At 66.4% G+C, this 20453-nt stretch carries 21 protein-coding genes and 1 riboswitch; of the genes, 7 read left to right on the plus strand and 14 right to left on the minus strand.

Translation table 11 applies throughout. The features are described from left to right. The first annotated feature begins 119 nt into the window (after nt 1–119). The gene (locus AC07O4_RS22485) at nt 120–1160 is read left to right on the plus strand and encodes an AraC family transcriptional regulator (protein WP_493195609.1); all 1041 of its coding nucleotides are present in this window, start codon (nt 120–122) and stop codon (nt 1158–1160) included. A 278-nt stretch (nt 1161–1438) separates the two neighbouring features. Here the strand turns inward: AC07O4_RS22485 and AC07O4_RS22490 are convergent, their stop codons facing one another. The 4 genes from AC07O4_RS22490 to AC07O4_RS22505 all read right to left on the minus strand — a co-directional run bounded on the left by AC07O4_RS22490 (nt 1439) and on the right by AC07O4_RS22505 (nt 5165). Further along, nucleotides 1439–1765 carry a thioredoxin family protein gene (locus tag AC07O4_RS22490; protein WP_495305717.1) on the minus strand — a complete coding sequence of 109 codons (327 nt, stop codon included), beginning with the start codon at nt 1763–1765 and terminating at the stop codon, nt 1439–1441. Nucleotides 1766–1849: 84 nt separating this feature from the next. After that, a complete protein-coding gene (locus AC07O4_RS22495) occupies nt 1850–2542 on the minus strand; it encodes an HAD family hydrolase (protein ID WP_354348245.1) in 693 nt (230 codons plus the stop codon). A gap of 82 nt (nt 2543–2624) precedes the next feature. Continuing rightward, nucleotides 2625–4508: a phosphomethylpyrimidine synthase ThiC gene (gene thiC / locus AC07O4_RS22500; RefSeq protein ID WP_099793213.1), complete on the minus strand. Its 1884-nt coding sequence runs from the start codon at nt 4506–4508 to the stop codon at nt 2625–2627. A gap of 92 nt (nt 4509–4600) precedes the next feature. Then, nucleotides 4601–4706, minus strand: a riboswitch (TPP riboswitch). Nucleotides 4707–4733: 27 nt separating this feature from the next. Then, complete coding sequence (locus tag AC07O4_RS22505) at nt 4734–5165, minus strand: YchJ family protein (protein ID WP_095746929.1); 432 nt, start codon at nt 5163–5165, stop codon at nt 4734–4736. Between the two features lie 167 nt (nt 5166–5332). Here AC07O4_RS22505 and AC07O4_RS22510 point away from each other — a divergent pair, with 167 nt between their 5' ends. Beyond that, nucleotides 5333–5743: a hypothetical protein gene (locus AC07O4_RS22510; RefSeq protein ID WP_495305718.1), complete on the plus strand. Its 411-nt coding sequence runs from the start codon at nt 5333–5335 to the stop codon at nt 5741–5743. Between the two features lie 23 nt (nt 5744–5766). On the opposite strand, the gene AC07O4_RS22515 is transcribed toward AC07O4_RS22510, so the two are convergent. Beyond that, complete coding sequence (locus AC07O4_RS22515; protein ID WP_495305719.1) at nt 5767–6090, minus strand: hypothetical protein; 324 nt, start codon at nt 6088–6090, stop codon at nt 5767–5769. 189 nt (nt 6091–6279) lie between these two features. Then, complete coding sequence (locus AC07O4_RS22520; RefSeq protein ID WP_495305720.1) at nt 6280–6654, minus strand: SCO4402 family protein; 375 nt, start codon at nt 6652–6654, stop codon at nt 6280–6282. Nucleotides 6655–6764: 110 nt separating this feature from the next. On the opposite strand from AC07O4_RS22520, the gene AC07O4_RS22525 reads away from it, so the two are divergent. Continuing rightward, on the plus strand, nt 6765–7811 hold the full coding sequence (locus AC07O4_RS22525) for a hypothetical protein (protein WP_495305721.1): 1047 nt from the start codon (nt 6765–6767) through the stop codon (nt 7809–7811). 16 nt (nt 7812–7827) lie between these two features. On the opposite strand, the gene AC07O4_RS22530 is transcribed toward AC07O4_RS22525, so the two are convergent. The 8 genes from AC07O4_RS22530 to AC07O4_RS22565 form a co-directional block, all read right to left on the minus strand. Continuing rightward, complete coding sequence (locus tag AC07O4_RS22530) at nt 7828–8175, minus strand: hypothetical protein (RefSeq protein ID WP_495305722.1); 348 nt, start codon at nt 8173–8175, stop codon at nt 7828–7830. A 128-nt stretch (nt 8176–8303) separates the two neighbouring features. Then, nucleotides 8304–9140, minus strand: coding sequence for a metallophosphoesterase (locus tag AC07O4_RS22535; protein WP_495305723.1), 837 nt, complete (start codon nt 9138–9140; stop codon nt 8304–8306). Nucleotides 9141–9148: 8 nt separating this feature from the next. Then, nucleotides 9149–10279, minus strand: a complete 1131-nt coding sequence (locus tag AC07O4_RS22540) for an acyl-CoA dehydrogenase family protein (RefSeq protein WP_495305724.1) — start codon at nt 10277–10279, stop codon at nt 9149–9151. A gap of 40 nt (nt 10280–10319) precedes the next feature. Next, nucleotides 10320–11567, minus strand: a complete 1248-nt coding sequence (locus AC07O4_RS22545; protein WP_495271924.1) for a glutamate carboxypeptidase — start codon at nt 11565–11567, stop codon at nt 10320–10322. A 91-nt stretch (nt 11568–11658) separates the two neighbouring features. Next, nucleotides 11659–12843, minus strand: a complete 1185-nt coding sequence (locus AC07O4_RS22550) for an acetyl-CoA C-acyltransferase (RefSeq protein WP_095746933.1) — start codon at nt 12841–12843, stop codon at nt 11659–11661. Between the two features lie 69 nt (nt 12844–12912). Beyond that, the gene (gene aceK, locus AC07O4_RS22555) at nt 12913–14733 is read right to left on the minus strand and encodes a bifunctional isocitrate dehydrogenase kinase/phosphatase (protein WP_062478759.1); all 1821 of its coding nucleotides are present in this window, start codon (nt 14731–14733) and stop codon (nt 12913–12915) included. A gap of 35 nt (nt 14734–14768) precedes the next feature. Continuing rightward, the gene (gene can / locus AC07O4_RS22560; RefSeq protein ID WP_062478745.1) at nt 14769–15503 is read right to left on the minus strand and encodes a carbonate dehydratase; all 735 of its coding nucleotides are present in this window, start codon (nt 15501–15503) and stop codon (nt 14769–14771) included. Between the two features lie 12 nt (nt 15504–15515). Continuing rightward, a complete protein-coding gene (locus AC07O4_RS22565) occupies nt 15516–15959 on the minus strand; it encodes a MerR family transcriptional regulator (RefSeq protein WP_070062936.1) in 444 nt (147 codons plus the stop codon). Nucleotides 15960–16053: 94 nt separating this feature from the next. Between AC07O4_RS22565 and AC07O4_RS22570 the strand changes: the two genes are divergently transcribed. From AC07O4_RS22570 to AC07O4_RS22585, 4 genes are all read left to right on the plus strand, one after another. Beyond that, nucleotides 16054–17112, plus strand: a complete 1059-nt coding sequence (locus tag AC07O4_RS22570; RefSeq protein ID WP_062478751.1) for an MBL fold metallo-hydrolase — start codon at nt 16054–16056, stop codon at nt 17110–17112. 109 nt (nt 17113–17221) lie between these two features. Beyond that, on the plus strand, nt 17222–18538 hold the full coding sequence (locus AC07O4_RS22575; protein ID WP_495305725.1) for a leucine-rich repeat-containing protein kinase family protein: 1317 nt from the start codon (nt 17222–17224) through the stop codon (nt 18536–18538). Next, entirely contained in the window at nt 18535–19464 is a 930-nt protein-coding gene (locus AC07O4_RS22580; RefSeq protein WP_495305726.1) for a pseudouridine synthase, read from the plus strand. The genes AC07O4_RS22575 and AC07O4_RS22580 overlap by 4 nt, the downstream gene beginning before the upstream one ends. An 88-nt stretch (nt 19465–19552) precedes the next feature. After that, on the plus strand, nt 19553–20323 hold the full coding sequence (locus AC07O4_RS22585; protein ID WP_062478757.1) for an SDR family oxidoreductase: 771 nt from the start codon (nt 19553–19555) through the stop codon (nt 20321–20323). Nucleotides 20324–20453 lie beyond the last annotated feature (130 nt).

Below are 20453 nucleotides of genomic sequence, written 5' to 3' on the forward strand. Positions count from 1 at the left end.
TCTCCTCTGAAGGGGTCGGCGCGCAGGGCTGCCCGCGCGGATGGCGCTTGAAAAAACGCAGCTTACGCCTCGTGGCGCCGCAATTGGCGCCACAATGGTTGCAAATTGCGCCACGACCGATGCCCTCCACCACGTCGTCCCCCGCCTTCCTGCGACCCGCCCGCGCCGTCACGCCGATGGCCTTCGTGCGAGCCATCGTGCAAGGGTATGCCCGCTACGGCAAGGACCCGGCGCAGGCCCTGCAGGCGGCACAGATCGCGCCGCGTGAACTGGCCCGCCCGGGCGCCCGGGTGACGGCCGCGCAGTTCGAGGCGCTGTCGGGCCACGCGATGCAGGAGCTGGACGACGAGGCGCTGGGCTGGTTCTCGCGCCGCCTGCCCTGGGGCAGCTACGGCATGCTGTGCCGCGCCTCGCTCACCTCGCCCGACCTGGGCGTGGCCATGAAACGCTGGTGCCGCCACCACCGCCTGCTGACCGAGGACATCACGCTCGCGCTGGAGGTGACGAGCGGCGTGGCCACGCTGCGCATCACCGAGAACCGCCCGCTCGACCCCGCGTTCCGCGAGTTCTGCCTGGTGACCAGCCTGCGCTTCATGCACGGCTACGTGTGCTGGGCCATCGACTCGCGCATCTCGCTGCGCCAGGCCACCTTTCCGTTCGCGGCGCCGCCGCACCGCGACGCCTACCCGCTGATGTTCACACCCGACGTGCACTTCGACGCGCCGCAGGCCAGCATCAGCTTCGACGAGCGCTACCTCGCGCTGCCGCTGCTGCGCGACGAACGCGCGCTGCGCACCATGCTCAAGCGCGCCCTGCCGCTCACGGTGCTGCAGTACCGCCGCGACCGCCTGCTGGGGCAGCGCGTGCGCGAACTGCTGCGCGCGCGCGCCGGCGAGGCGACCACTGCCGAGGCACTGGCAGGGCTGCTGAATGTGTCGGGGCGCACGCTGCACCGGCAGCTGCATGAGGAAGGCACCTCGCTGCAGGTGCTGAAGAACGAGGTGCGGCACGAGCTGGCGGTGGAGCAGCTGCGCCGGACCACGCGGCCGATCAAGCAGGTGGCGCTGGCAGTGGGCTTTCGCAACGAGAAGAGCTTTTCGCGTGCGTTCCTGCAGTGGACGGGGCACGCGCCTCGGGATTTTCGGCAGCTGGGGTTGTAGGGCACTTGTTCAGGGCGCGTGCACAGGCCACCGGGTACTTCCCTCCGCGAATGTCCCCCGGGGCTTCGCCCCTCCTCCTTGATTTCGCTGCGGGAAGCACCCAGTGTCCTGCGCACACCGAGCGCGGTCGTGGTGCAGGTCGATCAACGACCGCACTGCCCCACGCTCACGTCGATGGGGTGCCTTGCGCAGCGAAATCAAGGGGGAGCCCGAAGGACGGAGGACATTCGCGGAGCAAGGCTCCCCGTCGGCGGGAGCGTCGCCCTGAACAACGAAACTCAGGCCGGCGAATCGATCAACGCCAGCGCATCGGTGATCGACTGGCTGTCTTCCGGCCGCACCAGCTTCGCGACCTGTTGCCCGTCGCGCATGAACACCAGCGTGGGCCACAGCCGCACGTTGAACGAGCGGCCCAGCGGGCGGCCGCTGCCGTCTTCCACCTTGATGCGGCGCACGTTCGGGTACTGGGCAAAGGCCTCGGCAATGTTCGGCTGCGCGGCCTTGCAGATGCCGCACCAGTTGGTGCCGAACTCCACCACGGCCGGGCCCTGAAGCGCGTCGATCTCGCTGCGGTCGGGTTGCTCGGTCTGGTACTCGGAGGTCATGGGCAGGGTCCTTGCGAATTCGTGGGAAGGAGCGCGTGAAGGCGACGGGCGCCACACGCTGACGGGCGTCATTGCACCAGAAACTCAGGCCGCCTGCAGGCCGTAGCCGGCCAGCAATGCGGGCAGCTCGGTCATGTCGCTGAACACGGCCACGGCGCCCGCGGCGCGCAGCGCGCCCGGGCCGCTGTGACCCGACTCGCCCGTGCTGTAGCCGAACACCGTGGCACCGGCAGCCACGCCGGCCATCGCGCCGGTGACCGTGTCTTCGACCACCGCGCAGCGCTTCGGATCGACACCGAGCGCTTCCGCCGCGGCCAGGTACACGTCGGGATGCGGCTTGGAGCGCGGCATCTCGTGGCCGCTGAAGATGCGGCCCTCGAAGCAGTCGAGCAGGCCGACCTTGGCCAGCTGCAGCTCGACCTTGTGGCGGTCGGCGCCCGAGGCACAGGCGATGCGGCCCTTGAGGCGCGCATGGATCTCGCGAATAGCGGCGGGCGCATGGGGAATGGCGACGAGGTCGCGGTCCAGCGCCTCGTTGCGGCGGGCGCGGAAGCCGCGCAGCCAGTCGTCGGTGATCTTGAAGCCCGTCTTGGCCTCGATGAGCGCCGTCTCGTCCTTCACGGCCTTGCCGGTGAAGATGTTCATCGATTCCTCGGCCGTGAGCTGCCAGCCGAGCTCGCCGAGCATGTCGGCGAGCACGCGGTTGGTGATGGGTTCGGAATCGACGAGCACGCCGTCGCAATCGAAGAGAACGGCGGAAAAGGGGAAAGGGGTCATTGCGAGGCTGGAGTTCAGGGGTCTGGCCCCATGGTAGCAACGCCCCCTTTCCGCACGGGCAGACTCAGGCTATCGGGTCATCTCAAACGACTGGGCGGATCGGAATGTAGATCTCGCCGCCGCCGGCCATGAATTCTTTCGACTTCTCTTCCATGCCCTCGGCCATGGCAGCCGCCTCGGCCACGCCCTTCTTGGCCGCGTACTCGCGCACTTCCTGCGTGATCTTCATCGAGCAGAACTTGGGGCCGCACATCGAGCAGAAGTGCGCCACCTTGCTCGAGTCCTTCGGCAGCGTCTCGTCGTGGAATTCGCGCGCCGTGTCGGGGTCCAGGCCCAGGTTGAACTGGTCTTGCCAGCGGAACTCGAAGCGCGCCTTGCTCAGCGCGTCGTCGCGCGAGCGCGCACCCGGGTGGCCCTTGGCCACGTCGGCCGCGTGCGCGGCGATCTTGTAGGCAATGATCCCCTGCTTCACGTCGTCGCGGTCGGGCAGGCCCAGGTGCTCTTTGGGCGTCACGTAGCAGAGCATGGCCGTGCCGGCCCAGCCGATCATCGCGGCGCCGATGGCGCTGGAGATGTGGTCGTAGCCCGGCGCGATGTCGATGGTCAGCGGGCCGAGCGTGTAGAACGGCGCTTCGTGGCAGTGCTTGATCTGCTCGTCCATGTTGGCCTGGATCATGTGCATCGGCACGTGGCCCGGGCCTTCGATCATGGTCTGCACGTCGTGCTTCCAGGCGATCTGCGTGAGCTCACCCAGCGTGCGCAGTTCGGCGAACTGGGCCTCGTCGTTCGCGTCGGCACCCGAGCCGGGGCGCAGGCCGTCGCCGAGCGAGAAGCTCACGTCGTAGGCCTTCATGATGTCGCAGATGTCCTCGAAGTGCGTGTAGAGGAAGCTCTCCTTGTGGTGCGCGATGCACCACTTGGCCATGATCGAGCCGCCACGCGACACGATGCCCGTCATGCGGTCCGCCGTGAGGTGGATGAACGGCAGGCGCAGTCCCGCGTGGATGGTGAAGTAGTCGACGCCCTGCTCCGCCTGCTCGATGAGCGTGTCGCGGTAGATTTCCCAGGTGAGGTCTTCGGCCACGCCGCCCACCTTTTCGAGCGCCTGGTAGATCGGCACCGTGCCGATGGGCACCGGCGAGTTGCGCACGATCCAGTCGCGCGTGGTGTGGATGTTCTTGCCGGTCGACAGGTCCATGACGTTGTCGGCGCCCCAGCGGATGGCCCACACCAGCTTTTCGACCTCTTCCTCGATGCTCGAGGTGACGGCCGAGTTGCCGATGTTGGCGTTGATCTTCACCTTGAAATTGCGCCCGATGGCCATCGGCTCGACCTCGGGGTGGTTGATGTTCGCGGGAATGATCGCGCGGCCCCGGGCCACTTCGTCGCGCACGAACTCGGGCGTGATGATGCGCGGAATGCTCGCGCCCATCGGGTTGCCCGCCACGCGCTTGGCGCGCTCCTCGTTGGCCAGGTACTCGGCCATCCACTCGCGCTTGCCGTTCTCGCGCAGCGCCACGTACTCCATCTCGGGCGTGACGATGCCGCGGCGCGCGTAGTGCATCTGCGTGACGTTGGCGCCCGACTTCGCGCGGCGCGGCGTGCGCTGCAGCGCCGAGGCACCGGCGCGCAGCTCGGCCAGGCGCTGCGCGTCGCGGTCTTCGTTCTTGGCGCCGTCGTCCAGCGCGTGGTGCGTGCGGCCTTCGTAGCTTTCGGTGTCGCCACGCTCGATGACCCAGGCGCTGCGCACGTCGGGCAGGCCGCGGCGCACGTCGATCTCGACCTTCGGGTCGGTGTAGGGGCCCGAGGTGTCGTACAGGGAGACGGTTTCGCCGTTGGTCAGCGCCACGTCGCGCACGGGCACGAACAGGTCGGGCCGGCTGCCCGGAATGACGCACTTGTGCGAGGCGGGAAAGGGTTCGCGCGTCAGCGACAGCAGCGAGGTGAATTTATCGGGGGCATTCATCGGAGGCACTCCTTGTTGAGGGAAAGGGTGCTCCGCAATCGCTCAGTGGACCTCGGGAGGCCCGCCACCAGAAAAGGGAGTGACGGACCGAAGTCAGGGAGTGCAGCTCTTCTTACGCCGGTATGACCCGGATCAAGTTCGCGGGTCGGCAGCTTTGCCATCTCAGCACGCCACATGCGTGCACCCCGGAGCGGGGCCGATTGTGCGGGCCGAAGCCCGCCGCCGTCAACCCGGGGGCTGGTGCAGGTCGCCGTCGACGTAGAACCAGCGCTCGTCCTCGCGCACGAAGCGGCTGCGCTCGTGCAGGCGGAACGCCACGCCCGTCGCGCCGCGCTGGCGGGCGACGAACTCGACCTCGGCGTGGTCGGCATCGAGCACCGAGCGCGAGCGGATGTCCAGCCCCAGCCATTTGACGCCCGGCTCGAACTCCACCGACGCCGGTCGCTTCGATGCGTGCCAGGTGGCGAGCAGGTAGTCGGCGCGGGCCAGTACGAAGGCCGAGTAGCGCGAACGCATCAGCGATTCGGCGTCGGGCGCCGGCGTGTTCTCGAAATCGTCGAGGTAGCGCCCACAGCACAGGGCGTAGCCGATGGGCTTGTCGCGACGGTCGGTGCGGCCGCAGGGGCAGGGGCCGGGAGTGGGGTCGGTGGCGCTCATGAAGGGCTCTATTGGAACACTTGGCGCGGCGGGGGCTGAAGGGGGCTTCCGGGCATGCCCGCTTTGCGAGGATCTGCCGGGGCCAAAGGCGCCGGGGCCTCTTGCGCCAATGGCTTGTGCCGCTAAAGTCGTCCGGCGTTTCGTTCTTTCAAGCTGAACACCAAAGCATGCTTTTGCGATTCCTCAAGCTGTTCTTCATGCTCGCTGCGACCCTCTCCTTGGGCGTCTTCGCCTTTCTGCACGGATTCAATGCATGGCGCGCCGGACAAATCGTTGTCACGCGAAGGGGACGCGAACCCTTTGTCGCAGCCGCCGATGGTGCATTTCCCATCACGTTCAATATGGAAGTTTGGGGGTTGATGATCCTCGGGGGCGCTGTTGTGCTTTGCGGCATTGCAGGCATCGTCAGGTTCCTCATCAACACGCCGGACCAGCGACGCGCGATGCTGACCCGTATGGATGGCGTCTCGCGTCGCGAGCGCAGTGACATGGACATTCCGTGGTCGGTTGGGCTTGCCATCGTCGGGGCGGTTGTGGCGTTCTTTCTCTACTTGGGATTCAGAGTCCGCGCGCAATAGGTTTGTCTGCCTGCAACCGGCCACTAGCGGACTTCGGTGTCGTGCAGGCTCAGCTGAATTCCGCCCTCGATTTCTAGCAAGGCTACTTCACGAATTGAAGCAACGGCACGTCGGCACGCGTCGACGTCGTTGGTTGCGTCCAAGCCCCCAAGGCGCAGGGAGCGCATGATGTCCAGACGCGCTACTTCCTCGAAGCGCACGTCGGAATCTGGCCTGAGAGTCTCGGAACCGATGTCCGGTTTCTTGGGCACGTACATGTAGAACGCCACGCCGGAATGAAGATGCCAGTGAGCCAGAAAGTGCCCGGCGTCGGACAACTTCGCGAGTACATCTTTCCAGTGATTCATGCGTCGATTGTCTGGCGAGGAAGGTCCGTTATGGAGGTGGCCGAATGTCGCCTTCGGGCCCTAAGTTGACCTCGCTCGGATGGCGGCGTTCAGGCCAAGAGCGGGCAGGCTTGGTCCAAAAAAGCTAGCTGACCGCACCGCTGTTGTTAAGCGCCACCTCAGCGGCGGCAATCTGAAAGGCGTGCTGGGTTAGTGGCCCGCCAATACGGCCATCGTAGCTTTGGCGGCAACAACCACGAAGCGCCATTCCGGAACCTCGATGTACTCGGCGTCTGAGAGATTCGTTCCGTAGCGATTGAGCACAACATCGATGGCGCGTACCAGCGCAGTGACAGATTCGGCCTCTGAGGCGTCCTTCAGAATCCAACCGATTGTCGAGAGAGCATCCTGGGCGAGGGAGCTGTCGTCGAACAGGAAATGCACCGCAAGTCCGAATTCGTCGTGCTCCACGCCGTCCTCAGGTTGCCCGTCGACCCAAACCCGGCGTTGGTATGCGGGATCGGCAAGCCCCTCCACAACCACTTCGAGTTCCCTCCGCATCTCGGGATATTTCACCTGAACCATCCTGCGTCCTCGTATGTCTGCTTCTGGCCGACTGTAGCCGCGCGGGATGCGAGCGCAAAGAACCGACGAGGATGGGAGCGCGCCGGACATGAAGGTGAACGGTGTTGCGGATGTCCGTCGAACCCGCCGCACAGAACACCGCTCTTGGTAAAAAGCCTGAGGGCACGGTGTCAATGCTGCATCTATCCTGCGTCGCAGGTCGCGCCCATGCGACCGGTACGTTGAACACCATCCTCATCCCCATGACCCCGTTTCCCACTTCGAGAGCCATCGCCAACTTCAGCTCATTGCGCGTTGCCCTGTGCTTCCTGCTCGCGATGTTCATCCTCTCGGGATGTGCCGTCCATCCCAAGATCGCAGCCGACAAGGTGCGCGGAAAGAGCACCGTCACCATCATCGAAACACCACCGCTCAAGAACCTGGCATTGATCGGTGTGATGGCGCCCTACTTCGACTTCCATTTTTCGAGTCGATCGGACATGTTCTTTTCCAATGTCGACTACACCCTGCGCGGCGACTATGCGGGCGATGCGATTGCGTCCACCCTGGCCCAGCAAACGGCGTCACCGCCTGTGAGCCGAAGTGCCGGAGCCTCATCCTTGGTGGCTGCCGGCCTTGTGGGCGCATTGATTCAGGCCAGCGCGGACGACACGCAAAGAAAGGCGCAGGGCTTCGACCGCGAAGTGCGAAAGCTCTTCCCAGACTGGAATCCGCAGCAAGAGTTCATGGATGCCTTGCTGCCCGCACTGCGGCAGCGAGGAATGCAGCCCGTCATCGCAAGCAGAAAGACCAACACATTGCTCTGGCCTGCAAGCAAGGAAGACGGCGAGCGCTATCGCTCAGGCTCGTTGGATGATGCCGAACCCACCGATTCGGAAATGCTGCTGCAGATCAGCCCGATCGCGTTCTGGAACGCGCCGGGCCCCCTGAATGAGTACCGCATGAACGTCTCCGTGGGAATGGCCATGTATGACGCGAAGACGAAGGCCTTTCTGGGACGCCAGACCATCATCTTCGATGGCCCAAGCGGAAAGATCTATCCCTTCTACACAGGCCTTGTCTCGGACTTGGCGTCGGCTCAGCCCAGGTTGAAGCTTGCGCTGCTGTCTCTGGCCCCAAAGGTCGCGGATGTGGCGAGCGGCAAGACAGCCGACTGATGTCACGCGGCGCGAGCTACTCGGCCAACGCCTCGCACTGCGCTTCAATCCGCGCATGAAGCAGCCCCAGCGAGACCGCAAGAAACCGTTGCAGCGAACTGCGCTGGCATGCATCGAAAAGCGGCGCGGCGTCTGCATCAGAAGAAGCGGCGTCGCGCCGATCCTCATCCCATTCGAGCAACTGAACCAACGTCTGCGCACCCTGCACCACATCGCGCGCCTCGTTGAGAAACGCCGCGTGGCTTTGCAGTGAAGGAGGAAGCCGTTCGCCTTGAACCCATTCGAAAGGTTTGACTTGAGCGTTGGAACGGGAAGACGCACAGGAACAACTGGCGTCGGTGACTGCGCTTGAAGCATTGGCCATAGGCCTCCAAGGATTGCTACGCAGGATGTCAGCGGGACGCCAATCCCGACCCCGTTCATCACGAGGCAACCGCGATGTTCGCGGCCGCCAAGACGCTCGTCAAGCGTCAGCGCCCCCCACGCACCGCCCTACCGAAACATCACCCACTCAGGCCGCATGTTGAACCGCACCGGCAGGATGCTCACGCCAAGCCCGCTGGTCACGTACATCCGCTTGTTGTCCTTGTGCGAGATCCAGCCATAGGCCCATTCACGCGGTGCACGCCCAGGCACCACCAGCGCACCATAACCCGGCACGCTGATCTGCCCGCCGTGCGTGTGCCCCGCCACCACGAGCCCCTGCGTGCGCGGCATGCCGGCGAAGCTGAAGGGGTCGTGCATCATGACCAGCGTGGCAGCGCTGGGTGGCACGCCGGCCAGGGCCTTGTCGGGCTGCGAGTGGCCGGTGGAGTCGTCGCCGATGCCGACCACCCAGAGGTCGTGCCCGGGCAGGCGCACCGAGGCGTTCTCCAGCACGCGGATGCCCTGCGCGGACAAGGCCTTGGCGGTGCGTTCGCCGTCGTGCCACCAGTCGTGGTTGCCGAGCACCGCGTACACGCCCTGCGGCGCCTTCAGGCGGCCGAGCACGGCGGCCATGGCTTCGATGGAAAAGTCTTCGTCGTCGCCGGAGCCCGCAAGAAAGTCGCCGGGCAGCAGGATCACGTCGGGCTGCGCCGCGTTGATCTGGTCGACGATGGCCGCGGCGCGGTCGGCGCTGGTCACGCGCCACAGCGAGCGCGTGCTGAGGTGCCAGTCGCTGGCCACGGCGACCTTCAGGCCGGCCGGAGGCTGCCACTGCGCCGAGCCCAAGGGCTCGACACGCGCGGCCACCCAGCGCGGCTCGATGACGACGCTCCAGGCGGCCAGCGCCGCGAGCACGAGTGCCGCGGTGATCGAGCCCCAAGGTCGGCCACGGCGCCGGCTCACGTGGTCGATCAGGCGAGCGCGCGTTGAATCAGCAGCTTCTGGATGTCCGACGTGCCTTCATAAATCTGGCACACGCGCACATCGCGGTAGATGCGTTCCAGCGGAAAGTCGTTCACGTAGCCGTAGCCGCCCAGGGTCTGGATGGCGGCGCTGCACACGCGCTCGGCCATTTCGCTGGCGAAGAGCTTGGCCATGGCGGCTTCTTTCAGGCAAGGCCGGCCGGCGTCGCGCAGGCTGGCGGCGTGCCAGATGAGCTGGCGCGCGGCTTCGATCTGCGTGGCGCATTCGGCCAGGCGAAAGCCCACGGCCTGCTGGTCGAAGATGGCGCCGCCGAAGGCCTGGCGTTCCTTGGCGTAGGCCACGGCCACGTCGAAGGCGCTGCGGGCCATACCCACGCTTTGCGCGGCGATGCCGATGCGCCCGCCTTCGAGTGCGCCGAGCGCGATCTTGTAGCCCTCGCCTTCGGCGCCGATGAGGTTCTCGGCCGGGATGCGGCAGCTGTCGAAGTTGATCTGCGCGGTGTCGCTGCTGTGCTGGCCGAGCTTGTCTTCCAAGCGCGCCACGTTGTAGCCGGGCGCGTCGGTGGGCACGATGAACGCGCTCATGCCGCGCTTGCCGGCGCCCTTGTCGGTCACCGCGATGACGATGGCGACCTGGCCGTTCTTGCCGCTGGTGATGAACTGCTTGACGCCGTCGATCACGTAGCCGTCGCCGTCCTTGCGCGCGGTGGTGCGCAGGCTCGATGCATCGCTGCCGGCCTGCGGCTCGGTGAGGCAGAAGGCGCCGAGCATCTGGCCCTGGGCCAGCGGCTCGAGCCACTTCTTCTTCTGCTGCGCGTTGCCGTAGCGCATGAGGATGGCGTTGACAGGGCAGTTGGTCACGCTGATGGCGGTGCTGGTGCCGCCGTCGCCGGCTGCGATTTCTTCAAGCACGAGTGCGAGCGTGAGGTAGTCGAGGCCCGCACCGCCATGCTCCTCGGGCACGCAGATGCCGTAGGCGCCCAGTGCGGCGAGGCCCTGGTGCACTTCCTTCGGAAAGCTGTGCTCGCGGTCCCACTTGGGGGCGTTGGGCCAGATCTCGGCCTGCGAGAAATCGCGCACGGCGTCGCGGATGGCTTCCTGGTCTGCGCTGAGCAGCATGGCGTTGTCTCCAGTTCTTTCTTGTCGGTGGGTGCGAGGCTTACTTGCCGGCGCCCAGGTCCATGATCAGGCGCGCCGCCATGTACAGGCGGCGCGGAATGGCGCTGATGTCGACGTACTCGGCCTTGTCGCTGTGATAGCCGAAGCCGGGCAGGCCCAGGCTTTCGATCACGGGCTTGCCCGAGAGTGCTGCGTAGGCTGCGTCGGTGCCGCCGCCGGTGCGCTCTTCGACGCCCACGCTGCCGCCGGCTTCCTTGTAGAAGACCACGGCCTTGTCGACCAGCTTCTTGCCGCCCTCGCCCGCGTTGAAGGCCGGACGGCCGCGCGTGACGAGCACCTTGACGTCGGCCTCGGGCAGTTTTTTCTGCTGCGCCTTTTCTTCGAGGGTCTTCATGGCGGCGTCGAAGTCTTCGTTGCGTGCGTAGCGCACGTCGGCGTTCAGCGTGGCGCTGGCCGGGATGATGTTCGACACGTTGCCGGCCTTGGCGATGGTCCAGTTGAAGCGCAGGTTCTTCGACTTGTCGTCGATGCTCATGGTGCGCAGCACGAGGTCGGAGGCCTCGACCAATGCGTTCACGCCCAGCTCGGGCGCGGCGCCCGCGTGCGAGGCCTTGCCGGTGATGTTGACCTGCACGTAGGCGATGCCCGAGGTGCCGAGCGACATCTTTTCGTCGCCGGCGCTGGTGGGCTCGAACGAGAGCACGTAGTCGGCCAGCTTGGCTTCTTCCTGGATCAGGTCGCGCGAGCCGAAGGAGCCTTTTTCTTCGTCGGTGTTGAACAGCACGGTGATGGTGCCGTAGTCGCGCACGCCGTAGTCCTTGAGCAGCTTGAGGGTGTGCAGGATGACGGCGTTGCCGCCCTTGTCGTCGGCGATGCCGGGGCCGTAGGCCTTGTCGCCTTCGATGCGGAACGGCGCCTTGGCGAGCGTGCCCTTGGTGTACACGGTGTCCATGTGCGACATGAGCAGCAGGTTCTTGCCGCCGCGGCCCTTGAGCTTGCCGACGATGTTGTCGCCGACCACGAGGCCGACCGACTTGCTGCGCGTGACGGTGAAGCCGAGGTTTTTCAGCTCGCCTTCGAGGTACGCGCCGGCGGCGGCCATGCCTTCGGCGTCACCGGTGCCGGTCTCGATGTTGACGAGCTTCTCGAGCGTCTTGATCACCGCCGGCTGCTCGTCGGTGGCGGCCTGGAACAGCACGTTGTCGCGCTTCTGGGCCCAGGCGCCACCTGCCACGAAGGCGGTAGCGAGCACGGCGGCAACGGCGGTACGGTGAATGGATGGGCGCATGAAATCTCCTGCTCTACGCATGGTTTTGTTTGAACTGTCCGGGGTGGAAAACCGGCCGGCGCCCTCTCCCGGGCGCCGGCGGCTCCTGGCGTTATAGCAATTCGAGCGCGACGGCGGTGCCTTCGCCGCCGCCGATGCACAGCGTGGCGACGCCGCGCTTCTTGCCGCGCGCCTTCAGCGCGTGCAGCAGCGTGACCATGATGCGCGCGCCGCTGGCGCCGATGGGGTGGCCCAGCGCGCAGGCGCCGCCGTTCACGTTGACGATGTCGTGCGACACGTCGAGCTCGTGCATGAGGGCCATGGGCACGACGGCGAAGGCTTCGTTCACCTCCCACAGGTCGACGTCCTTCACGCTCCAGCCGGTCTTGGCGAAGAGCTTCTGCACGGCGCCGACCGGCGCGGTGGAGAACCACTCGGGCTGCTGCGCGTGCGTGGCGTGGCCGACGATGCGCGCCAGCGGCTTGGCGCCGATCTTCTTCGCATGCGACTCGGTCATCATGACCAGCGCGGCGGCGCCGTCGTTGATCGACGAGCTCGAGGCGGCGGTGATGGTGCCGTTTTCTTTCTTGAACGCGGGCTTGAGCGTGGGGATCTTGTCGAGCTTGACCTTGCCCGGGCCTTCGTCGATGGAGATGACGGTATCGCCGCCGCGGCCCTTCACGGTGACGGGCGTGATCTCGTCCTTGAAGGCGCCCGATTCGGTGGCGGCCTTGGCGCGCTGCACGCTGGCGATGGCGAAGGCGTCTTGTTGCTCGCGCGTGAAGTTGTACTTGGCGGCGCAGTCTTCGCCGAAGGTGCCCATGGAGCGGCCCGGCTGGTAGGCGTCTTCGAGGCCGTCGAGCATCATGTGGTCGTAGATCTTGTCGTGGCCCATGCGGTAGCCGCCTCGGCCCTTGAGCATGAGGTAGGGCGCGTTGGTCATGCTTTCCATGCCGCCCGCCACGATGACGTCGTGCGTGCCGGCCAGCAGCAGGTCGTGCGCGAGCATCGCGGCCTTCATGGCCGAGCCGCACATCTTGCTGAGCGTGACGGCGCCCGCGCTGTCGGGCAGGCCGCCCTTGTAGGCCGCCTGGCGCGCCGGGGCCTGGCCCTGGCCGGCCATGAGGCAGTTGCCGAACAGCACTTCACCCACGCTCTCGGGCGCGATGCCGGCGCGCTCGACGGCCGCCTTGATGGCCGCGCCACCCAGGTCGTGCGCGGAGAGGGACGAAAAATCGCCCTGGAAGCCCCCCATGGGGGTGCGGGCGGCGCCGACGATGACGATGGATTCGGACATGGAGGTCTCCTTCAATGATGTGAAAGTGAAATCAAAGACAAAACGAAAACGGAATCGGGAAACGGGCGGTCAGAAATGCGTCGCGTGGCCTTCGTGCTGGAAGCGTTGCGACTCTTCATACGGGAACACATCGAGCATCTGGCCGGCCTGGATGCGTTCCTTGTGGTGCTGCCAGAAGGCGGCGTCGAGCAGGTCGGCGTGGTGCGCCATGAAGGCGGCGCGCACGTCCTTGTTGCCCAGCAGAAAGGGCTCGAAGGTCTCGGGGAACACGTCCTTCGGGCCGACCGAATACCAGACCTCGCCACTCATCTCGTCTTCTTCGTTGCGCGGCGTAGGCACCTTGCGGAACTTGCAGTCGGTGACGTATTCGATTTCGTCGTAGTCGTAGAACACGACCTTGCCGCCGCGCGTGACGCCGAAGTTCTTCCACAGCATGTCGCCGGGGAAGATGTTGGCGGCCACCATGTCCTTGATGGCGTTGCCGTACTCGATGACCGCATGCTCCAGCTGGTCCTTGGCGCGCCGGGCCTGGGCCGGGCTCTCGGGGTGGGCCAGCGTGTCGAAGGCTTCCTGCAGGTAGATGTTCAGCGGGATCATGCGGCGCTCGATGTAGACGTGCTTGAGCACGACTTCCATCTCCCCGTTGCCGTCGCGGTCGCCGATCTCGAGCTGGCTGGGCGCGAACTTGCGGATCTCTTCGATGAGCTCGGGCTCGAAGCGGTCGAGCGGAAAGCCCACGTTGCTGTACTCGAGCGTGTCGGCCATGCGGCCCACGCGGTCGTGCTGCTTCACGAGCATGTACTTGCCCTTGATCTGCTCGCGCGTGGTGTCCTTCTGCGGCGGATAAAAGTCCTTGATGACCTTGAACACGAAGGGGAACGAGGGCAGGTCGAACACCAGCATGACCATGCCCTTGATGCCGGGCGCGATGCGAAAGCGATCGCTCGAGTAGTTCAGGTGCGAAAGGAAGTCGCGGTAGAACAGCGTCTTGCCCTGCTTGGCCAGGCCGAGCGCGTTGTAGATTTCGGCGCGCGGCTTGCGCGGCATGAGCGAGCGCAGGAACTGCACCCAGGCCGAGGGCACTTCCATGTCGACCATGAAGTAGGCGCGCGCAAAGCTGAACAGCATCTGCAGGTCGTCTTCGCCGAACAGCGCCGCGTCGATGTAGAACTTGCCGTGGGTGTCGTGCAGGATGGGCAGCGAGAACGGGATCTCGGTGAAGCCGTTCATGATCTTGCCGACCACGTAGGCGCCCTTGTTCCGGTAGAACAGGCCCGACAGCACCTGCAGCTGGAAGTTGGCGCGCAGCTTGACCTGGTGAAAGCGGTTCAGGATGACGTGCGCCACGCGCTCGGCGTCGCGCCGCTTGTTGGCGTAGCTGCCCTGCAGTGCGAAGTCGTCGAGCATCTGCTCGATGATGTCGGGCAGCGTGGCCTGCGAGGGGTAGTACGGCCGGTAGGTGGGTGCGCCGCGCGGCTCGATGTACTCGGTGCTGATGGCCGGGCGCACGAAGATGAAGTCGTTCTGGAAGTAGGCCCGGTGCAGGATCTTCGTGGTGACCGAGTTGAAGAAACTCTCGGCCAGCTCGGGCTGGTGGTGGTTCACCAAGAGGCCGATGAAGTGCAGCTTGACCTGGTGCCAGACCTCCATGGGCTGGTCGCCGGCCTTGAACTCTTTTTCGAGCCGGGCCACGGCCTCGTTCACGCGCAGGTCGTAGAACTCGATGCGCTCGCGCTGCGCCCGCTGCTGGCCGTGCCAGTCGGCGGTCTCGAATCGGTGCTTGGCGCGCGCCGATTCGGCCCGGAACAGCCGGTAGTGCCGGTTGAACCCGTCGATCATCGCTTTCGCGATGTCGTAGGCCAGCGGGGAATCGAGGCGCTGCGGGAACATGGCGACAGGACCGGCGATGGCAGCGGCGGGTTCGCTCAGGCGGCTGGCGGGGTCTCGGTGCCTTCGGTGCCGTCGGCACCTGCCTGCGCCGACGGCGAGGCGCCGGCCGGCTTGCTCCACTTGTAGCGGATGCGCTGCACGGCGGCCTTGTAGATGGCGTCGAGCGGCTTGTCGCCCTCGACACTCAGGCCGAGGTCTTGCAGCAGGCCGTCGTGCACGCCGAAGGTCCAGCCGTGGATGCGCACCTTCTGGCCGCGCGCCCAGGCGTCGACCATGACGGTGCTGACGGCCACGTTGACCACCTGCTCGGCCACGTTGAGCTCGCACAGCGCGTCGACGCGCACGTCTTCGGGCAGGCTGTCGAGCATCACGCTGTGGCGGTCGCGCACGTCCTGGATGTGGCGGATCCAGTTGTCGGCCAGGCCGATGCGCTTGCCGCTGAGCGCAGCCTTCACGCCGGCGCAGCCGTAGTGGCCGACCACCATGATGTGCTCGACCTTCAGGTGCTCGACCGCGAACTGGATCGCCGAGAGCGCGTTGAGGTCGGAGTGCACCACGATGTTGGCGACGTTGCGGTGCACGAACACTTCACCCGGCTCCAGGCCGGTGATCTGGTTGGCGGGCACGCGGCTGTCGGAACAGCCGATCCACATGTAGCGCGGCGTCTGCTGCTTGACAAGGCCGGTGAAGAAGCCGGGCCGGTCACGCTCCATCTGGGCGGACCAGGCACGGTTGTGGGCAAAGAGGTCGTCGAGGTTGTCGGAGGGCATGATGGTCTATTGTCAGTGAGTCGTCGTGTCGGGCGTGTTTTCGCCACCTCTGGCGTCCTGGACGGCCTTGGCGGCCTTCTGCGCCCTGGTCAGCGTGGCGCGGCCTTTTTTCTCGTGCTCGCGCACTTCGGCGAGGTTGGCCTGCAGTTCGGCCAACTGCGCCTCGAGCTGCGCGCGGTGGGCGCCGAGCACGCCCAGGAATTTTTCCAGCTGCGGCACGGTGTCGCGCGGGCTGTCGTACATGTCCAGGATGTCTTTCGCCTCGACCAGCGTCAGGCCCAGGCGCTTGGCGCGCAGCGTGAGCGTGAGCCGCGCCCGGTCGCGCGCGCTGTACACGCGCTGCAGGCCGGCCCGCTCCGGCGACAGCAGGCCCATGTCTTCATAGAAGCGGATGGCGCGCGTCGTGAGATCGAACTCCTTGGCGAGCTGGCTGATGGTGAAGGTCTGCGCGGGCATGGGCGGCAAGGGTTGCGGGGGCGACAGCAGGTTGGCGGCGCATTCTCTACAATGATGCCTCAACCCATGACGTTTACGTAAACGTCAATCATACATGAACCTCCTCGAACGCGAACTCCACTACCCCCTGGGCGACACCCTGCCCGCCGCCGGCGAAGCACTGGAAGTCGCGCCCGGCGTGCGCTGGATCCGCATGCGGCTGCCCTTTGCACTGGACCACATCAACCTCTGGCTGCTGCGCGACACGATCGACGGCGTCGAGGGCTGGACGGTGGTCGACTGCTGCATCGCGCACGACGAGGCCCGCGCGCAGTGGGAGCAGATCTTCGAGACCCAGCTGCAGGGCCTGCCGATCCTGCGCGTGATCGTGACCCACATGCACCCCGACCACATCGGCCTGGCCGACTGGCTGTGCCAGCGCTGGAACGCGCCGCTGTGGATCAGCGCCACCGACTACCACGTGGCGCGCGTGCTGTGCAGCGCCGGCGACACGCTCGCGGGCGGCGACGCGGCCGCCGACTTCTTCGCCTCGCACGGCCTGACCAACCCCGAGTCGATCGCCAAGATCCGCGCGCGCACCAGCTACTACACCAACATGGTGCCCAGCGTGCCCGCCCGCTACGTGCGCATGATGGACGGCGACATCGTCCGCATCGGCGGACGCGACTGGCGCTGCATCAGCGGCTACGGCCACGCGCCCGAGCACATCGCGCTGTACTGCGCCGAGCCGAAGCTGCTGCTGGGCGGCGACATGATGCTGCCGCGCATCTCGACCAACGTGAGCGTGCACGCGGGCGAGCCCGAGGCCAATTCGCTGCGCCTGTTCCTGGACAGCATCGACAAGTTCAAGGCCCTGCCGGCCGACACGCTGGGCTTGCCCTCGCACGGCAAGCCCTTCACCGGCATCCACCGCCGCGTCGACCAGCTGCAGGAGCATCACCGCGACCGCCTGGCCGAGCTGCTCGAAGCCTGCCTCGCGCGCCCGATCACGGCGTCGGAAGGCCTGCCGATCCTATTCAAGCGCGAGCTCGACCTGCACCAGATCACCTTCGCCATGGGCGAGACCGTGGCCCACCTGCACCTGCTGTGGTTCTCGGGGCAGGTGAAGCGCACGCTGGACGCCGACGGCATCTACCGCTTCGGCGCAGCCTGAGGCCCCCCGGCTTTTCACTTCGCTTCGCTGCGTGTAACTCCCCCCGAGGGGGAGGCGCGGCTCGCCTTGGGGCGGCCCGGCGGCGGCCGCATAGACTCTGGGAATGACAATGTCGAACACGCTGGCTGAGCTGCGCGCCGGCCGGCTGGCTGGCGCACGACGACTGGACCTCTCGTGCGGACTCACCGAGTTCCCGCGCGAGATCTTTGCGCTCGCCGACACCCTCGAAACGCTGAACCTCACGGGCAATGCGCTCAACGCGCTGCCCGACGACCTCGGCCGGCTGCACCGGCTGCGCGTGCTGTTCGGCTCCGAGAACCGCTTCACCGAACTGCCGGCCTCCATCGGCCAGTGCCGCCAGCTCGACATCGTGGGCTTCAAGGCCAACCGCATCGCCCACGTGCCCGCCGAGGCGCTGCCGCCCTCGCTGCGCTGGCTGATCCTGACCGACAACGCCATCGAAGCATTGCCCGACACACTCGGCGACTGCACCCGCATGCAGAAGCTGATGCTGGCCGGCAACCGCCTGCGCGCCCTGCCGCCGTCGGTGGCCCGCTGCCGGCAGCTCGAACTGCTGCGCCTGTCGGCCAACCGCTTCGAGGTGCTGCCCGAGTGGCTGCCCACCCTGCCGCGCCTGGCCTGGCTGGCCTGCGCGGGCAATCCGTTCGATGCGCCGACCGAAGACGCGGCCATCGACGCACCCACCGTGCCGCACGTCGACTGGCGCGACCTGACGCTCGGCCCGAAGCTCGGTGAAGGCGCCTCGGGCGTGATCCACCGCGCCACGCTGGCCACGCCGGACGACGCTGCACTGCCCGTGGCGGTGAAGCTGTTCAAGGGCGCCGTCACCAGCGACGGCTGGCCGCACAGCGAGATGGCCGCCTGCATCGCGGCCGGCGCGCACCCGACGCTGATCGCCGCGCAGGGCCGCATCGACGGTCACCCCGACGGCACCGAAGGCCTGGTGATGGCGCTGGTGCCGCCCTCGTTCCGCACCCTGGCCGGCCCACCGAGCCTGGCCTCGTGCACCCGCGACGTCTATGCCGACGACGCGCGCTGGACGACCGGCACCGCGCTGCGCATCGCGCGCGACATCGCCGCGGCCATGGCGCACCTGCATGCGCGCGGTCTGCTGCATGGCGACCTGTATGCCCACAACATCCTGTGGCATGCGCAGGACGGCGGACGGCTCGGCGACTTCGGCGCGGGCTGGATGACCGGCGCGCTCGACCCGGCCCTGGCGAAGGCCCTGCAGGGCGTGGAAATGCGCGCCTTCGGCTGCCTGCTCGAAGAGCTGGCCGAGCGCTGCGACGATGCGGCTTCTTCTCCCTTGACGCTGCTCGCGGCGCGCTGCCTGCAGCCCGAAGTGGCGGCGCGGCCGTCGTTCGCCGAGGTGCTGTCGGTGCTGGACGCCGCCGCGCCATGACGCGCCCCCGCTTCCCCGTTCCGATGCCCACGCGCGACGGCGTGAGCCCGAGCTGCGTTTCGCTGCCTTACGGCCCCTGGTCCACCATCGCCGAGTTTCTGGTCGAGCGCTTTCCGGCCATCTCGCGCGAGGCCTGGCTCTCGCGCATTGAAGCGAACGACGTGTGCGACGAGCACGGCGTGCCCATCACCGCCACGCGGCGGTACGAGTCGCCGCTGCGCGTGTACTACTACCGCGCGCTCGACGCCGAGACGCCCATCCCTTTCGAAGAACTGGTGCTGCACCAGGACGACGACCTCGTGGTGGTCGACAAGCCGCCCTTCGTGCCCGTCACGCCCACCGGCAAGTACGTGCAGCAGAGCCTGCTGGTGCGCCTGAAGCGCAAGCTCGGGCTGGACGACCTCGTGCCGTTGCACCGCATCGACCGCAACACCTCGGGGCTGGTGCTGTTCTCGGTGCGTCGCGAGACGCGCGGTGCCTACCAGGCGATGTTTCCCGAGCGGCGCATCGACAAGCACTACGAGGCCGTCGTGCCGTGGCACGAGGGCGTGTCGTCGGTGCCCGCCGTGTACCGCAGCCGGCTGGTGGACGACGACCATTTCATGCGCATGCGCGAAGCGCCGGGCGAGCCGAATTCCGAGACCCGCATCGTGCTGCGCGAGGCGCGCGACGGCCATGCGCTGCTGGAGCTCTCGCCCGTCACCGGCCGCAAGCACCAGCTGCGGGTGCACTGCCAGGCGCTGGGTTTGCCGATCGTGAACGACCCGTTCTATCCCACGCTGCAGCCGGCGGGGAACGACGACTTCGACAGGCCGCTGCAGCTGCTTGCGCGGTCGCTGGCTTTTGTCGACCCGCTGAGCGGCGCCTTGCGCACCTTCGAGAGCCCTCGCCGGCTGGCGCTGCCTTCTGCTCCTGCTGCCGCCTAGGTGACGCGGCGCGGGCGCGTCGCGGACTAAGCTTTCTCCTGACGGGAATTGAACTTCCTCTCTTCCACCACTCAGGAGACAAACGCACATGGACACCACCCAACTCTTCTCGCTGAAGGGCCGCAGCGCCTTGATCACCGGCGGCTCGCGCGGCATCGGCCGCATGATTGCCGAGGGCTTCCTGGCGCAGGGCGCTCGCGTGTACATCTCGGCGCGCAAGGCAGCGGCTTGCGATCAGACGGCGAAGGAGCTGTCGGCATTTGGGCACTGCGTGTCGCTGCCGGCGGATGTTTCTACTGTGGAAGGGGCTCAGGCGCTGGTCGATGCTTATGCGAAGCATGAAGGGTCGCTCGATATCCTGGTCAACAACGCGGGGGCTGCCTGGGGGGCGCCTTATGAAGAGTTTCCGGAGAGTGGCTGGGACAAGGTCGTCGACCTGAACCTGAAGACGCCCTTCTTCCTGACCAAGGCGCTGACGCCGATGCTCAAGAAGGCGGCTACGGATCATCTGTCGAAGGTGATCAACATTGCTTCCATCGACGGGATTTCTGTGAATCCTCAAGAGACTTACTCGTATGCGGCTAGCAAGGCGGGGTTGATTCAGTTGACGCGGCGGATGGCGCTGCGGTTGGCGCAGGATCGGATCGTGGTGAGTGCGATTGCTCCGGGGGCGTTTGCTTCGGATATGAACAAGGATGCGCGGGATCATGGGGATGAGGTCAAGGGACGGATTCCTGCTGGGCGCATTGGTACGCCTGAGGACATGGCTGGTGCCGCCATCTACCTGGCCTCTCGGGCTGGGGACTATGTGATGGGGTCTACGCTGGTGGTGGACGGTGGGGTTACGCACGCTCGCTAGGTTTTTGGACTGCGTTGTGAGGTTGCTTCCCGGGGCCGGGTCTCGCCCCGGCAGGCGACCTACTTTTCTTTGCTTCGCCAAAGAAACGTAGGCAAAAGAAAGGCGACCCTACTGTCTGCGTCCCTCCGCT

It is taken from the genome of Variovorax sp. GW821-FHT09D04 (assembly GCF_059416405.1).